Origin of the sequence: Nostoc sp. (assembly GCF_036916735.1) — a bacterium.
GTDB lineage: Bacteria > Cyanobacteriota > Cyanobacteriia > Cyanobacteriales > Nostocaceae > Nostoc.
In genome coordinates, this window is record NZ_JBALFV010000112.1 from 1 (window position 1) to 16,560 (window position 16,560).

At 40.8% G+C, this 16,560-nt stretch carries 13 protein-coding genes; 7 read left to right on the forward strand and 6 right to left on the reverse strand.

Translation table 11 applies throughout. The features are described 5' to 3' along the window. The first annotated feature begins 101 nt into the window (after positions 1 to 101). Both V7L20_RS28065 and V7L20_RS28070 read left to right on the forward strand, forming a co-directional pair. Complete coding sequence (locus V7L20_RS28065) at positions 102 to 1,046, forward strand: TonB-dependent siderophore receptor (protein ID WP_334747222.1); 945 nt, start codon at positions 102 to 104, stop codon at positions 1,044 to 1,046. Positions 1,047 to 1,812: 766 nt separating this feature from the next. Next, on the forward strand, positions 1,813 to 2,097 hold the full coding sequence (locus V7L20_RS28070; protein ID WP_334747223.1) for an AAA-like domain-containing protein: 285 nt from the start codon (positions 1,813 to 1,815) through the stop codon (positions 2,095 to 2,097). A gap of 94 nt (positions 2,098 to 2,191) precedes the next feature. On the opposite strand, the gene V7L20_RS28075 is transcribed toward V7L20_RS28070, so the two are convergent. Both V7L20_RS28075 and V7L20_RS28080 read right to left on the reverse strand, forming a co-directional pair. Continuing rightward, on the reverse strand, positions 2,192 to 3,079 hold the full coding sequence (locus tag V7L20_RS28075) for a tetratricopeptide repeat protein (RefSeq protein WP_334747224.1): 888 nt from the start codon (positions 3,077 to 3,079) through the stop codon (positions 2,192 to 2,194). 66 nt (positions 3,080 to 3,145) lie between these two features. Continuing rightward, positions 3,146 to 3,670: a tetratricopeptide repeat protein gene (locus V7L20_RS28080; protein WP_334747225.1), complete on the reverse strand. Its 525-nt coding sequence runs from the start codon at positions 3,668 to 3,670 to the stop codon at positions 3,146 to 3,148. Between the two features lie 2 nt (positions 3,671 to 3,672). Between V7L20_RS28080 and V7L20_RS28085 the strand changes: the two genes are divergently transcribed. After that, the gene (locus V7L20_RS28085) at positions 3,673 to 3,822 is read left to right on the forward strand and encodes a hypothetical protein (protein ID WP_334747226.1); all 150 of its coding nucleotides are present in this window, start codon (positions 3,673 to 3,675) and stop codon (positions 3,820 to 3,822) included. A gap of 46 nt (positions 3,823 to 3,868) precedes the next feature. Here V7L20_RS28085 and V7L20_RS28090 read toward each other — a convergent pair whose 3' ends face one another. From V7L20_RS28090 to V7L20_RS28100, 3 genes are all read right to left on the reverse strand, one after another. Then, positions 3,869 to 5,986 (reverse strand): catalase, encoded by a 2,118-nt coding sequence (locus V7L20_RS28090; RefSeq protein ID WP_334747227.1) that lies wholly within the window; start codon positions 5,984 to 5,986, stop codon positions 3,869 to 3,871. A gap of 231 nt (positions 5,987 to 6,217) precedes the next feature. Further along, a complete protein-coding gene (locus V7L20_RS28095; RefSeq protein ID WP_334747228.1) occupies positions 6,218 to 7,150 on the reverse strand; it encodes an alpha/beta hydrolase in 933 nt (310 codons plus the stop codon). Further along, on the reverse strand, positions 7,140 to 7,289 hold the full coding sequence (locus tag V7L20_RS28100; RefSeq protein ID WP_334747229.1) for a hypothetical protein: 150 nt from the start codon (positions 7,287 to 7,289) through the stop codon (positions 7,140 to 7,142). The genes V7L20_RS28095 and V7L20_RS28100 overlap by 11 nt, the downstream gene beginning before the upstream one ends. A gap of 1,644 nt (positions 7,290 to 8,933) precedes the next feature. Here V7L20_RS28100 and V7L20_RS28105 point away from each other — a divergent pair. From V7L20_RS28105 to V7L20_RS28115, 3 genes are read left to right on the forward strand one after another with little or no spacing between them, the layout of a single operon-like run. After that, the gene (locus tag V7L20_RS28105) at positions 8,934 to 9,173 is read left to right on the forward strand and encodes a hypothetical protein (RefSeq protein ID WP_334747230.1); all 240 of its coding nucleotides are present in this window, start codon (positions 8,934 to 8,936) and stop codon (positions 9,171 to 9,173) included. Between the two features lie 24 nt (positions 9,174 to 9,197). Continuing rightward, a complete protein-coding gene (locus V7L20_RS28110) occupies positions 9,198 to 9,776 on the forward strand; it encodes a hypothetical protein (RefSeq protein WP_334747231.1) in 579 nt (192 codons plus the stop codon). After that, positions 9,733 to 9,987: a hypothetical protein gene (locus V7L20_RS28115; protein ID WP_334747232.1), complete on the forward strand. Its 255-nt coding sequence runs from the start codon at positions 9,733 to 9,735 to the stop codon at positions 9,985 to 9,987. Before V7L20_RS28110 ends, V7L20_RS28115 begins: the two co-directional genes overlap by 44 nt. Positions 9,988 to 10,498: 511 nt before the next feature. Here the strand turns inward: V7L20_RS28115 and V7L20_RS28120 are convergent. Further along, positions 10,499 to 12,070: a GAF domain-containing sensor histidine kinase gene (locus V7L20_RS28120; protein WP_334747233.1), complete on the reverse strand. Its 1,572-nt coding sequence runs from the start codon at positions 12,068 to 12,070 to the stop codon at positions 10,499 to 10,501. A 1,245-nt stretch (positions 12,071 to 13,315) separates the two neighbouring features. Between V7L20_RS28120 and V7L20_RS28125 the strand changes: the two genes are divergently transcribed. Next, the coding region (locus V7L20_RS28125) for an nSTAND1 domain-containing NTPase (RefSeq protein ID WP_334747234.1) at positions 13,316 to 16,560 on the forward strand (3,245 nt) is incomplete at its 3' end.

Below are 16,560 nucleotides of genomic sequence, written 5' to 3' on the forward strand. Positions count from 1 at the left end.
ACCACGCTGCCACCCATTCTTCCGAATATGAGTTGATTCACACCTTGGACATTTCATAGCGATCGCCCTAATTCATATTTCTATTCTGCAACGCCAATAATTTGCCCGATCTCGATATCCTCAACCCAAATTACGATATTCCAAGACCCGAATTTGATTCAATAGATGTTGATTATACGACCAGGACTCGATCATACGGGGTCTACCTTCAGGATCAGATTGCGTTTAGTGATAACCTGAAGCTCTTGATTGGTGGTCGCTATGATTGGTTGTCCGATGAAAATGAATCACCATTTTTTGATCAGACGGTACAAAATGATAGTGCCTTCAGCCCCCGGATTGGCTTAGTGTATCAGCCCAGCAAAACGGTTTCTCTTTATGCCAGCTACAGTCGCTCTTTTAGGTCTTCAGGATTTGACCAACTTGAGGGGAGGGCGTTTGAGCCGAGCCGGGGAACCCAATATGAAGTCGGTGTCAAAGCAGATTTCCTAGATGGAAAGCTTTCGACAACGTTAGCTGCCTATCAACTCACCAAGACAAATGTGCTAACCCCCGATCCCGATCCCGAACGACGTTTACTAGGTTTCTCCGTTCAGACCGGGGAGCAGCAGAGTCGAGGGATTGAGTTGGATATTGCGGGTGAAATTTTGCCAGGGCTGAAGGTAATCGGTTCCTATACCTATACCGATGCAAAAGTCACCGAAGATAATTTCTTTGCTATAGGCAATCGATTAAACGGTGTACCAGAAAATCAAGTCAGCCTTTGGACAACCTATGAGATTCAACAGGGTGATTTGAAAGGGTTTGGAGTTGGTTTGGGGCTGTTTTATGTGGGTGAGCGGCAAGGCAATTTAGCCAACGAGTTTACACTCCGAGATTACTTGCGGACTGATGCGGCACTTTACTACAAAAGAAATGGTTTTAAGGCAGCGATTAATGTCCGTAATTTATTTGATACGGACTATGTAGACTTATCTTACGAGAGATATCTTGTTCAAAGAGCTAATCCGTTAACAATCACGGGTTCCATTAGTTGGGAGTTTTAACTCGCTCGCTTTGTTTAGCAGAACAGCCGTCAGTTTAGTAATTTGATGTTTTTAGATAGTTAATAATTAGTTTTAGGAATCTTAAAATGATGAAACGATTTTCTCACGTTTGTTTAGCGACATTGACTATTTTTGCCTTCCCCTATCAATATACTCAAGCACTTGAGACTCAGATTGTTTCTCCGAATGCTTATAAAGTTCTTTGTTTGGGATATGACGGCGTTTTTTATCTAAATACGGAGAATAGATGAAAAATAATTAAAAATGTGTTAATTTATACTTAAAAATTAACACCCGATTTGGTACAGTATTAATAGTCATATTCGCTTCCAGTGTCCAATTCTTTTTTACAGGACTTGGAAGCTTTTTTTACTTGACATTTTTTTAGTGATCGCCTGCATGAGTGCTGTGTGGAAGCAATGCTCTAACAGTATCTTTCCATTATCAATACTGCTTAATTCTTAACCGAAAAGTATTGGGTGGCAAAGTCCCAAGTGGTAGGATTTGAAAAACGTGATGCAGCGAATAATGGAAAGGACGCAAGTACCTAATACCTACCAGTTTGATGAAGTATGCGAGATTCTTGCTAAAGACAATCTTGAACTCAGAAGCAAAAGTGCGTGTTGAGCAATTGTCATTCGGGTGAACGACTTTAGCTGCACTGTAAAAAACTGGGATGGAGAGCATACAGTATTCCAAATTAACCAGTAAGTAGAGGTGTTTACTTATAAATTACTATAAATACCAAGTCGGTGGTAGTCTGACAGTGAATGCACCTAGTTATGTGCAAAGAAAAGCTGATTCCCTATTTTATGATGCTCTAAAACAGGGAGAGTTTTGCTATATACTGAACTCTCGGCAAATGGGTAAATCCTCTCTGCTTGCAAGTACAAAACATCGCTTGGAGCAAGAAGGTTTCAAATGCAGTACTATTGATATGTCGATTATTGGTACTTCACAGATTACTCCACTCCAATGGTATAAGAGTGTAGTTAGTGATTTATGGTTGGGTTTTAATTTATTTAATAAAATAAACTTAAAAACTTGGTAGCGTGAACAAGAAGATATATCTTTACTAGAAAGATTAAGGTGGTTTATTGAGGAATTACTACATCTTCATTTTCCTCAGAAACAATTATTTATATTTATTGATGAAATTGATAGTATTCTAAATTTAGACTTCTCGGTTGATGATTTTTTTGGACTGATTCGCTTTTTACGAGACGCTGCGCCAATGCGGACTCGCTACTGCTGCGCGATCGCCAAAGGGTCAAATACGCATACACTGGCTCAACTTTGTTACGGAAAGAAAACTGCACGTCAGGATTTAGTTGCAGTAAATCTTGACGCAGAGATGTTAAAGAATTAACAGCTTGTTCGTAAGCAGTAATTGCTACCTCAATATTTCCCTTGGCTTTGCCGATTCGTCCTTGCTGCCACAACCAATTGACAGCAATATCCTCTGCTTGCACTCCTTGTGCCAAAGATAATGCTGTTTGTGTGAGAGTTAAGGCTTCTGAGAATTGCTGAGTTTGTTCGTAGAGATGTCCCAATTCTCCCAAAGCATAACTTTCCGCTCTTGCATCTGTTAATTCTCTGGCTTGTTTGACTGCTTTTGCCAAAAGTTGAGCAATATCTTTTGTGTTTGATGATGACAGTTTCATCCAATTTGCTGCTAAATTAACTTGCAGGTAAATTCCCCAACGGCTGGGAGGAAGATTAGCAAGACGCGCTTGAATTTGCGGTAATAATGTTAGTGCAGCTTGATTTTGCTGAGTTTTTATTAAAAGGCTGAGTTGGTTGAGGAGCGCTTCTAGTTGAGTATGCTCGTCACCACTACTTGTTTGTTGATAAAATTTTAAGGCGGCTTTAAAATCTTCCCTAGCTCTTGCGGTATTCCCCAATCTCAATAAGGTTTCGGCGATATCTGCGGTTGAATTTACTTGCTTTGCGATCGCTAAACTTTGCGATAATATTTGTTGCGATCGCTCTAAATCTCCCACTACTTGCAGAGTTACACCTAAACTCCGCAATCCTCTGGCTTTGAGGAGATTATCAGGTGAAGCAGCAAGGTCTTGATTGATTTGTTCTAGTTGCCTTTATGAGCGACGATACTCTCCTAATGTTTGCAATGCTTGGGCTTGATTAATCTGCGTCAACACAATCCCTATGACATCCTTAAGAGAGCGATAGATTTTCTCTGCCTGCTGCCAAGTTTCCAAAGCTATTTCCGGTTGACCAGTGTTAAATTGTAAACTTCCTTGGGTGTTGAGGACTTGAGCATAAAGGAAAGAATCATCTATTGTTTGTAGGATATTCTGTGCTTGAGCAATTAGCGATCGCGCTGCTGACCACTTACCTAAGTCTTGATAAACAATTGCTAAATAGTTGTAACTTAATACTTGATAGTGCTGCTGTTTACTTTGCTGAAAAATCTCGGCTGCTTGTAACCAAATTCGCACAGCTTCTACCAATTTTCCAGCATCATAAAGTTGTTTTCCTTGTTCGAGTAGGGTGACTGGGGATTGAGTTAGGGAAATAGAATACTTGGCGGTGGCAGGTAAAACAGTTGTTATTAATAAAAAGATTAGTAGGGCTAAAACTAAGTGATGATGAATACGCATAAATGCTGGCGATAGCCCAATTCACTGCTGATGAATTGATCTGGAAAGTGTACCGGGTGGCGATCGCTGCTTTCAGGATATCTGAATCAAGTGCGCCAAATGAGAAGCGATCGCACTACATGGTAGTTTATACGATCGCTTGCAAAATGTAGATGGAAATGTAACTCTTTTTCCTACATAACTTCTGTTATAAACTACCTATGCAGCTACCATTTCCTTTTGAAATCTCATCCAATGGCGATGTTGAGCGATCGCACTGATAAAATCATCAGCTACAGATTTCAAGTCAGATTCACTAGAAGTTACCACACCCATGTCAGAGCGCGCGCCATCTTGCGACAACTTCACACCCTCAATATTAGCCATCGATAGTAGTTCAACCCCTTCGCTGGTAGCGGCGATTGTTTTACAGTGCTTGAATGCCTCATTGATGAAGTTAATTGCTTCTCCCTGCTGTTTGAGCATCTTGATACTCTGCGCTCCACCAGGCACATACACCGCATCAAACATCACAGAAGCAGCTGTCACAAAGGTCATCTCAACCGGGATTTCCTGACCATCATCGCCTTTGATTTTACCGCCATGAGTCGCAACGATTTTCGGATGAGCGCCCTGTTGCATTAATGCCTGCTGGAGTGTATCCAGTTCCTGAGCATTTACACCATCTGCTGCTAGAATTGCAATCTTACGACTTTTAATCGTTTTTTCTGGCATTTTCTCTAGCATAGTTTGGATACTGAGCGCTGGAGATTTCTGCCCATGATTTGGTTTGACTTCGCCAGGAGCAGGTAAGCCTAGTCCTTCAGCAATGCGAGTTGCTAGCTGATGATCAACAGAGTTAAATAACTCCAGCATCCGCTCTTTGATGGCAAGGTTCATCACTTTGCCCAGCTCAAAATGTGCCGCTTTGACTAAGTGTTCTTTCTCCGGATCGGATAAACTGTTCCAGAATAAAGTTGCCTGACTGAAGTGGTCTTGGAAACTGGGGCTGCGTTCTCGAATTTTATTACCTTCCACCTGCTCCTTATAGCTGACAAAGCCGCCAAGGTTTTCTGGAGCCGTCATCGGGCAACCATTACCGAGGGAATTTGGGTAGTAGTTCACCTTTGAAGTGGGAATGTTGTACTGCATAACGCCGTCCCGTTGGTTATTATGAAACGGACAAACAGGACGATTAATCGGTAAATCAGTATAATTTGCGCTTCCCAAACGGTGTACTTGCGTATCAGCGTAGGAGAAGATCCGACCTTGCAGCAGTGGGTCATCTGAGAAGTCAATGCCCGGTACAACATTGGCAGGTTGAAAGGCAACTTGTTCGGTTTCAGCAAAGTAGTTGTCTGGGTTGCGGTTGAGTACCATCTTGCCGATTGGTTTCACCGGAACCAACTCTTCAGGAATCAGCTTGGTGGAATCAAGAATATCAAAATCAAACTTAAATTCGTCCTCTTCCTCGACAATCTGCACTCCAAGTTCAAATTCTGGATAGTCGCCCATTTCGATCGCATCCCCTAAATCGCGGCGATGAAAATCAGGGTCTTTTCCCCCTGCTTTTTGCGCCTCATCCCACACCAGAGAATGCACGCCCAGAATCGGCTTCCAGTGAAATTTCACAAACCTAGCTTTGCCTTGTTCGTTGACAAAGCGGAAAGTGTGAATACCAAACCCTTGCATCATCCGGTAACTTCTGGGAAGGGTGCGATCGGACAGTATCCACATAATCATGTGCATCGATTCCGGCACGAGCGAGATAAAGTCCCAGAAGTTATCATGAGCGGTTCCCGCTTGGGGTATCTCATTGTGCGGTTCGGGTTTCACGGCATGAATCAAGTCAGGAAACTTGATCGCATCTTGGATAAAAAACACCGGAATATTGTTGCCGACTATATCGTAGTTGCCATCTTCTGTGTAGAATCTGACAGCAAATCCACGTACATCGCGGGCGGTATCTGCTGAACCCCGGAACCCAGCAACCGTAGAAAATCGAACGAAGACCGGAGTTTTAACCGAGGGGTCTTGGAGAAATTTTGCTTTCGTATATTCTGCCAAGGATTCATAAGGCTGAAAGTACCCATGAACACCTGCTCCTCGCGCATGAACCACCCGCTCTGGAATGCGCTCTCGGTCAAAGTGTGCCAGTTTCTCGCGGAAGTGAAAGTCTTCTACCAATGTAGGGCCACGCGATCCAGCTTTGAGTGAATCATTTGTGCTGTTAACCCGCACTCCCTGGTTAGTGGTCAGATATTCCCCAGCTTCTTGACGAGAAGAGTCTAGAGCCTTCTGTTTGCTTTGCTCGTCGATCGGATTGTGTTCAGTCATGTTAGGTGCTGTGAAGTGCTATTTAACAGTTGAATTAATCTCTGTAATGTGTTAGTTAATTTTATTTAGCAGGTAAATAAGTCTACTGGGATAGGTTGTTGTCGCTCCTCATTCTTTTTTGGGCAAGTCACTAAAAGCGACTTTACTATCTTAGACAAGATAGTACAATAGTTCTTCTTACTCAAGACGGAGAGAAGCGGCGCGTATCTCATTTGCTAGTTGCGAAGTGGATTACTTACCTATAAATCCAGAACGCAGTCCGGCTGCTGCCTCCCTAACCGCTTGCTTCCCTTTATCTACAACTGCTCCAGTGCCAAAGAACTCATGAGTCACGCCGTTATAGTTGGTTACTTTTACAGAGGAACCTGCCTCACGCAAACGCTTGGCGTAGGCTTCTCCGTCACTACGCAGTGGGTCAATTTCCGCCGTAATCACAGTTGCAGGTGGCAGACCCCGTAGGTTTTCGGCTCGCAGTGGTGAAGCATAGGGATTACTCCCATCAGACTCACTATTTAGATATTGGCTCCAGAACCAGATCATCATCGCTTTGTTGAACGGTTTGGCGTTGGCATTCTCCTGATAGGAGGCTGTGTCAAAGGCGTAATTGGTAATAGGGTAGATTAGCATCTGATGCACAGGTATCTTGCCGCCTCTGTCACGCGCCATTAAGCAGGTGACAGCCGCCAAGTTGCCACCTGCACTCTCGCCACCAACTGCAACCCGCTTGGGATCGCCGTTGATTCGGGCAGCATTGGCGATAACCCATTGAGTTGCAGTATAAGCATCTTCCGCAGCTGCGGGAAACTTATGTTCTGGGGCTTGGCGATAGGCGACAGATACAACCATACAGTTAGCTGCATTGGTTAAAGCGCGGCACGATGAGTCATAGGTATCTAAATTGGCAATTACCCAGCCGCCGCCGTGAAAGTAGACCAGCACGGGGAAGGGCCCCTTTCCTTTTGGTAAATAAATACGCGCCAGAACATCGCCCCCCGGCCCTGGTATCAGTTGATGGTTGACATCCCCGACCATTTCCACCGCAGATTTGCGACATTTGGCAAGCACACCCATAACTGCATCTGCTACAGTCGGGTTGTTACGAGCATTCATCGGCGACAATTTTTCAATTGGCGGTGCATTAAAAGAGGCAAGTTCATCTAACACATAACACAGCTTTCATCTGGGCATCAGGTGTAGATACAGCCCCTGCTGATTTTGCCAGAAGTGGACTACCTAAAGCGATCGCCACTACCCCTGACCCTGCTAACGTGGCAAACTTTCTTCTTGATATTTTCTGATTCACAAACTCCTCCAAAAAGCACCACTGCAAAAGTACAAGCTAAATCTAACTGATTTTTCCATCCAATTTGCCACGTAGGCGTAGCCCGTCGTAGACATTGCTAGCAACATCATCTGAAGCACTGCATCTTGACCCTCTGATAGTAAGTAGCTCAGTGAGTAGTCAGTTTATTTCTGAATAGCATTCAACAGACTTAACTCAACTTTCTAAAATACCTGTTCAACATTAATTTTAAAAATTCCGAAGCAATTTTACCTCTAGCATTACTCAGTAATACCTAAGTTATTGATGTGAAATAAATTATTACTAAATGCAGATGTTGATCAAAGCTTAGGAGATAAATAATGTATGAAATTACTACCAACTCTTCAAGTATTAAGAGTATGAAAATATATGCATAGCTATATTTGCTATTAATAAACTCTGTTAACAATCAAATAAAAACAATAGGGTTAAATTGAAAAAATTGTATTTAATTAATAACTTTTTATATTTATCTGGATAAAAATAAGGGTCATTTTTTCAGTCTTCCTTATCGTATTCCGCATGGGTAAGGATATATTTAATGTAAATCAATTGCTATTCATAATCTATACTTACATAAATCTAGTTGTTCGTCAGATTTAAGAGTAGTTTGGCTTGGTATAGAAGGTACTTGGAAATAAACAAAATTCGATCAAACAATCAGAGCTTATTTAACTCAAAAAGCTAAGGTATCTGAATCCAAACTTCGGGGTAGAAAAAGAGGAGAACTAAAATCAGCAGGAGCGCAATAAGATGCAGCTAGCTCGCGCTATTGAAGATATTTAAGATTACTTTGATTGGCGCGAAAATTCAGCACGGGCTATCTTTTATCTCGGCGATGAAGCACTAGAAGTAGGTGGAGATAAAACAGAGCAAAAAGATATTCAAGCTACTAATTTAGCTATTCAAAAAGCTCAAGCATCAGGAGTAACTCTTCACACATATTTTGGAATTTATAAAAGCAAGCATAAAGAAGGTATCACAACTGAATACAAGAGAGTTGCAACATCAACAGGTGGACAATTTTTTACAGATAAAGATGCTATCAGTGGTTTTAGTGCAGTTTTAAAAAAAGTTATCTGCGGCAGTCGTACATCCAAAAATATAAAGCTTAAACCAGGGCCAGTTTATATTCAAGATTCTCTCTCCAATAAATTAAGTAAACTTTATACTTTAGATTTAGTTACAGGTAAAGCTACTTTTCTTGGCGAGATAGTTACAGAGGTTGCTGACATTGCTTTTGTTAATTCTCAACTATATGGACTTGCTCGAAAAGGTGACAAGACTCAACTTGTTAAAATAGACCTTAATTCAGGTGACGCTACCGTAATTGGTGATATTGGTTTTGCTTGTGCTGGTTTAGCATATAATCGCCAGCGTCATACCCTTTATGCTACAACTGCTAAACAACTGATTGCTATTAATCTTGAGACAGGTAAAGGTACGCCAGCAATAACAGTAGCAGATAAAAAATACAATTGTGGTGAGCTTGCCTTTGATACTGAAGACAAAGCTTATATTACCTTAATTGGTTACAACAATAAAAAGTTATTAGCGATCGCTAACCTCGATACAAGTGAAGTCAAAACTATTGGTGATATAGGCTTTGCCGATCTTGCCAGTATGGAATTTGTTGATAATTTCCTCTATGGAGTGACAGGTAACTTCTTTAAATTAGGTAAAGACGGTCAATTAATCCGTATTGATATTACCACCGGGAAAAGAAGTTTAGTCACCACAACTGATCCTATCAGTCGTTGGGCAGGGATCACTATCTATGAACCAGCTACGGCAGTAATAACAGAAATTACCCCAGAAGTAAACTCACAAGCAAAATTTGACAATATAACAGTTTCTCAATAAATCAAAGCTACCAAAGAGGAAAGTATGAGCCTTTTAACTATTGATACTAAAAATAATTGTTACGTTATTGACGCTAACCAAATGAACAACCTGCAACAAAATGTTGCTAGTTATTTTACCTTTGAAAAAGGTACATTTAACATTAAAATTACTGACGTTTGCTACAGTTACAGCAATACTAAAACAAAAGAAGAACCTTTTGTTTTACTTTGGATTTATGGGATTGATGGTAGTACATTTATCAATAAAAACACAGGGTTTGAGGTAGGTGCAACTTGGACAACCTTAAATGGCTACAATGATAGTTTGAAGTTAGAAGTTAAAGAAATAGCAGTTCTGAGTGCTTTGTTCTTTAATGTCAATAATACTGATAACAGTAGTTTGATTAATCTTTCCATTACCAGTGACAAATTCTTTTTCAACACTCAGACTTTAACAGTAGATAGCAAACGTAATTCTTATGTGCTAGATGAAAATTACCTGTCTAGCCTAAAACAATCCGGTTCTAATTTAGTTGAATTAAACCCTGGAAATTATCGAATTAAAATTCGTGAAGGCAATGCCACTTATTGGTCAGATAGCAAGAAATTTAATTGGCGATAGAGATATTTATGAGTGGACTTTAGGCGAATTAATGGCAATCAAAGGTTGCTTAACCGATCGCCAGGCTCTTATTGAGCAGCTAGTCACCTTCAGTGCTGAACTCAGAGTCAAGCTGGATAGCACCACCTGCGTAGACATCAACACATTCAAATCGTTTAAACCTATCTCAATTAATCCTACACAACCACAACAATTACCAGGAAACAAATAACAAGGTTTCTCTCAAAGCTGCTAAGTTGACTGAAATTTGATGACGTAGAGGTTGCGTTAAAGCAATGCAATAACGCACTTTACTTCATGAACCTATCTCACTAATACCGAAATATGGTAATCTTCTTCTCGCATCTTGCCGAAATTCTCTAAGCTGTTGGATAGTTGTCATGGTCAAGCTGATTTTTTTCCAAATTCCAGCATTGACCACTTTGTAGTCGGTTTCACAATCTAGACCACTTTTTTTCTTGAATCTTTATTGATAATGATAATTGAATAGAGGGCTGTGAGAGAATGAGCCTCACTCGTTTCTCTGACCCGGATGCATAATTATCATTATTGTAACTATTTTTAGATACGTGTACTACACAATGCTTATTAAAGGTTGTGTATGCTTTGAGACTGACTTAAAAGTATTTTTAATCCGTAATCTTGTTTGACTTGCGTTCCCTCATATCGCTTTTAATCTAAACTCCAGTTAAAAGCTCTATTCAAAAGGTAGAGACATAAGATCAAGCGTGAAAAATTTGACTTTGCTGAATTAGGGGAATGCGAATAATAAACTCACTACCAACTCCTGGTTGAGAAATGCATTCTAGAGACCCATCATGTCTTTGTGTGATAATTTGGTAACTAATAGCCAGTCCCATCCCCGTACCTTGTCCAACGGGCTTAGTTGTAAAAAAGGGATTAAATATTTCCTTTTGAATATCTTCTGGTATTCCCAGTCCATTATCGGCAATGCGAATTGTGACTTGATTTGGCGTTAGTAATTGGGTACGAATATAAATTCGGGGATTATCCAAAATATTGTGTTTTGTTGCCCAGCGACCTCTAAGTACTGAATCTTCTAAAGCATCGATCGCATTCACTAAAATATTCAGAAATACTTGGTTTAACTGCCCAGCATAACATTCAACCAAGGGGAGGTTGCCGTATTCTTTGATCACATCAATTTGCGGGCCTTGACCAGTAGGCTTAAGGCGGCTTTGGATAATCATCATTGTACTATCAATTCCCTCATTAATATCAACTGCTTTCATTTCAGCTTCGTCTAAGCGTGAGAAAGTCCGCAGGGAAAGAACAATATCTCGAATCCGCTCTGCTCCCATGATCATCGATTTGAATAATTTGGGAAAGTCTGACCTTAAAAAATCTAGTTCAATGAAATTTGTAAACTCTTCAATTGCCTTGATTGATTGGGGATAATGCCTTTGGTAAATATCTAATAGTGAAAATAAATTTTGGGTGTATTCATCAACTGATTTCAGATTGCCGTAAATAAAGCTAACTGGGTTGTTAATTTCATGGGCAATTCCAGCCACTAATTGCCCCAAACTGACCATTTTCTCATTTTGAATTAACTGAGCTTGAGCCTGCTGTAAGTCTTTGAGAGCTGCGGCGAGTTCTTCTTTCTGACTTTGAGTTTGTTTGAGTAATTCCGCTTGCTGTAATGCTACACCTAGCTGAGAAGCAATTTGGCTAAGTATATATACTTCATCTGTTTGCCATTTTCGAGGTGCATCGTTTTGGTAAACTGCTAGCAATCCCCAAAGTTGTTGACCTTGATAAATAGCGGTAATTACATAAGCTCTTGCCTGACATTGCTTTAGAATGGAGAGGTAGCAGTTACTAAAGCCAGCACTGTAAATATCCTCACAAACGCGATAGGTTTCATTTTGAGAAAAGCGTCCTCCCTGTGTAGATTGTAAGTAAGTATCTACAATTGGAGGAATAGATAAATTTTTCAAGCTACATTCACTGACATTTTCTACTAATTCTGGTTGATGCACCTGCTGCTGAATCAGAGGTAACCACCCTTGTGCTAAGGATTCAGACACAATTGTTCCACTCCAATCTGGATTGAAACGATATAAAACCACGCGGTCAGAGTTAAACAATTGTCTAATTTCTTGAGTGGTTGTCTGGAAAATATATTCTAAATCAAGAGACTGACGAATTTTCTCAACGGTAATAGCGATAATTTTTTGGGATGACGCTGCTTTGAGGAGTGCTTTTCTATGTAAGAGTTTTACAGATTGGGAACTAGCTTTTTCTGAGGATTTTCGAGGTTGTAACAGCATTGTTTCTAAAAGTTTAAAATAATTAACAACTAATTTAGTCTAAGATATAAAAATAACTCTTAAATCCTGTTTAAATTTTTGATGAAGACTTCAAATTTTTAGCTGATAAGGATAAATCTGCTAAGGAATAAACATTGCGGGTTAGCAATATCGCATCTGTTAATTCAAAGGTCGCAGATGAAGGCTCTACCTAAATATTTGTAAGCTACTTGACGAAACTCTTCAAGTCTGGCACAAATCATGTTGGCAGGTCAGTAATGGTCAGTAGATCGAAAAGTTTTCCATAACCCTGAAGAGCCGTTCATTTAAGTTTAAGAACACAATTTGTCGCAAGGAGTGTTGAGTCTGCTTTTCAAGGAATGGGTGTTGTTGGTGGATTAAGAGTGCAGTGCAAGCGTAGGCGCAGCCCGTCGTAGACATCGCGATCATCAGCCCCAAAACGTCGGCCCAAACCCTGATTATTTCGTCAAATTACAAAAGTTTTCGATCTACTGATGGTAGTTTTTTTCTCACCTTCTGCCAAAAGGGGGACTGTATTCAATCAGACACCCCTTTTTTTCTTGATCATTCCCCATCTAGTCTCAGACCAGAGATAATGATAATAATCCTCTTAAAATTTAACTTCTTGATTTTATTTTGAAATTTTATATCATAAGCGATCGCTACTATACATCTGGTGTTAAATATGCGTTACCCAGAACTCTTGTAGAGACGTAAAACTGCTACGTCTCTACATTATTTCCTGTGATAACTGTTAACTGCTCACTGTTAACTGATTTTAAATCTCCCTTAATTAAAGAAAAAATTTATAAAAAAAACACATATTCAGTATATTGCCTGATGTATACCATTATTATCTCTAGTTAACATCTAGCAAATAGTAAGCTAATAACTACTTAAGCTAGAAGATAAAGTTGCAAAGTTAAATGACTATTGATTAGCCGTAAATTTAACTTTAATCACTTTATTAACTTTTAGCTTTATACTGGTAAGTTTGATTACACAATAACTCGGAAACTAAAATATTTTCAAAAAACTAAGTTTGATCTGCGACACCAATAGCGCACCTCTACAGGGATTTTGCTACATATAGCATCTCGTTGAGAAGCGGTAGCGAGTCAGAGGCTCCTGGCTTGATGTGCTAATGCTAACGCTGCACTATAGAGCGTCATAGCTTGTTGTAGACATCGCGTTTCCTCAATCCGGTAAAAAATAGGGCGCTGCTAATTGAGTCAACAATAGATTATGAACACCTTTGAGATTAACATCCAGCGTAAATCAGGAAATAATTGGCCAATTGTAGTCGAACATAGCCGACCTGGTGAACTTCTATCATCGCGCTCGGAAGGAATTCTTCAACTATCATTGGAGGATTTTCAACGATTGACTAGCTTACTAGGTCAGCCGAAAGACTATGGTATATTTCTAGGAAAAGCACTGTTTCGTGAAGAAATCAGAGATGCTTTTGTTAGTGCGTTGCGGAACTCCCAAGAAACATTGCGGGTGTTGCTATTTATCGAAGCCGAAGATAAAGAACTGAGAACCTTACGTTGGGAAAGGCTGTGCGGTAACATTGATGACGGATGGCATTTATTAAGCCTAGAGCAGCGAACACCATTTTCACTATATATACCAACGATTACAGACCGACGTTTTCCCCCAATTGGCAGAAGAGACTTACGCGCCTTGATACTGGTAGCTAGTCCTTCAGAAATTGAGCGGTTTAGCTTAGACTCTTTCAACGTCGAAGCCGCAGTAGAAAGCGTGCGCCAATCTTTGGGGGTAATACCATGTGATGTCCTAGCAACAGTAGAAGGTGCTATTGGCTTACCAACTTTAGACGAACTGTGTCACCATCTAACCGACACAACAAAACAATACACGATGCTGCACTTTGTCAGTCATGGTAAAGTTATAAATCATGGCGAAACAGTCCTCTACTGGGCGAAAGCAGATAATAAAGTAGACCCAGTGACAGGAACACGTTTAATAGAAAGACTTCGGACATTAAGAGGAGCAAAAGGGCTACCACACTTTACCTTTCTCTCTACCTGCGAAAGTGCCAGTCCAGAAGCAGAAGCGGCATTAGGGGGTTTAGGGCAAAGATTGGTGCGCGATTTAGGAATGCCCGCAGTTATCGCTATGACTGAGAAAGTAACTGTTAAAACCGCCCTAGCTTTATGTGCCAAATTTTACCAGCAACTAAATAAATCGGGGGAAGTAGATTTAGCATTACAAGACGCCTCTGCTTCCCTTGCAGAACGTCAAGATATTACCGTTCCCGCCCTATTTAGCCGATTGGGGGGAAGGCCGCTATTTAGCGATCAACTTGACCGCGACTTGACCAACACCGAAATCGAAAATGGTTTAAAGCAACTGCAAGTATTTGTGGCAGAGCGATCGCCTATATTGCAATCAAAGCTGCAACCACCAACAGAAAAGTTGAGAAATCTGCTCACTACAGATTCTATAGCCTTGAGCAAACAAGCCCGGCAAGAGCGACAGCAAGCTCTAGAAGATGTCAACAATCTATCTCAAGCAGTCCTTGACCTTACTTTCAACGCTGTAGCCTTAGATCAGGAAGTACCTATTTACGACGCTCGTTGTCCTTTTTTGGGCTTGTATCCCTTCCGAGTCGAAAACCGCAAATTCTTTTTTGGCAGAGAACGGTTAATTACACAATTACAACAAAAGCTAGCAAAAGACAACTTCTTAGCTGTGTTTGGGGCTTCAGGTAGTGGTAAATCATCAGTGGTACTAGCAGGGCTAATTCCGGCTTTGTTGGAAAAACAGCCGGACTTGATCATGGCGTATATGACACCAAGTAGTAACCCTATTGAGCAACTGCAAGCTAATTTATTGGAAGTGCAAAATCAAGCTTCAGTCTTAGTCATTGACCAATTTGAGGAACTTTTCACGCTCTGTACTGATGAAGACACCCGGATGTTATTTATAGATAAATTGCTGTTCATTATCGACCAGCAAAAAGTCGTGATTACCATGCGGGCAGACTTTTGGGGTGAATGTGCTTCCTATCCACAACTTAAGGAGTTAATGCAATCTCGCCAAGAACTGATTGGCCCAATGGATACCATAGAACTGCGAAAAGCAATGGAAATGCAAGCCGCCCAAGTAGGGTTACGTTTTGAAGTCGGCTTAAGTAACTCGATTTTGGATGATGTTCAAGGTGAACCAGGGGCAATGCCATTACTGCAACATGCACTGCTAGAGTTGTGGAAGCGCCGACATGGTAGATGGTTAAGGACTGTGGAGTATGAAGCCATTGGTGGTGTAAATATGGCGATCGCACAAACTGCCGATGCTTTTTATGATAGCTGTACATCAGAAGAACAAGAACAAGTCAAGAATATTTTTATCCGCTTAACCCGCTTAGATGAATCGGCACTAGAGGGACAAAAACGCCGCGACACCCGCCGCCGAGTTTGGTTAGACGAATTAATCCCTACTCTTAGCGCCCAGGCTCTAATTAAACAGCTGCTCAAGCGGTTAGCGGGTGAAGGGGCCCGCCTAGTAGTTACTAGTGTCGATTCAGCCACACAACGCGAAGAAGTGGAAGTCGCCCATGAAGCCTTAATTCGTTACTGGCCTAGATTGCTGAATTGGTTAGATGAAAACCGTTGCCTCCTCCTGCTGCGAGAAAAGATCCGTCAGGAGGCTTTAGAATGGGACAACAATAAAAAAGACGAAAGCTATTTGGTGCAGCGAGGGGGACGCCTAGAAGAAGCCCGGAAATTATTACAAAAATCTAATTTTTTAAATATACTGGAAGCTAATTATGTACGAGTTTGTGTAGAACTGCGCGATCGCGAAAAACAAGAACAAGAAACTCGTCGGCGTCAAGAAATTCGGGCAAAGCGGACAATTATTGGGGGAGCAATTATTGTTTTTATTACTACTAGTTTAGGACTAATAGCTTTCACCAAAAGCTTAGAAGCTGAATTAAGTAAAGCCGATTCCCTTCGTCAAAGTTCCTTGTTATTCTCTAAATCCCATAAAAATTTGCAAGCTCTCATCGACGGAATTAAGTCCGCCAACATCCTGAAAAAGACGAATTTTTGGACAGCAATTACTGGCAAAATTATCAAAAACCAAGACCAAATTGACTCCCAAGCAAATGTGATAGCAGCTTTGCAGCAAGCCATTGATGGAGTACAAGCACGTAATTACTTAATTGGGCATAATTCTTCTGTCACAAGCGTCGTCTTCAGCCCTGATGGTACAACTATTACCACAGTTAGTAAAGATAATACTGTCAAACATTGGAATTTAGATGGCAAAGAACTGGCTAAATCCTCTCTCAAGTTTGATGCAACAGCAATAAGCGTCGTCTATAGCCCTGATGGTAAAACTATTGCCACAGTTAGTAAAGATAATACTGTCAAACTTTGGGATTTACAGGGCACAGAACTAACAAAAACCCCCCTCCCGCATCAATCTTCAGTAACAAAAGTAGTCTTCAGCCCGGATAG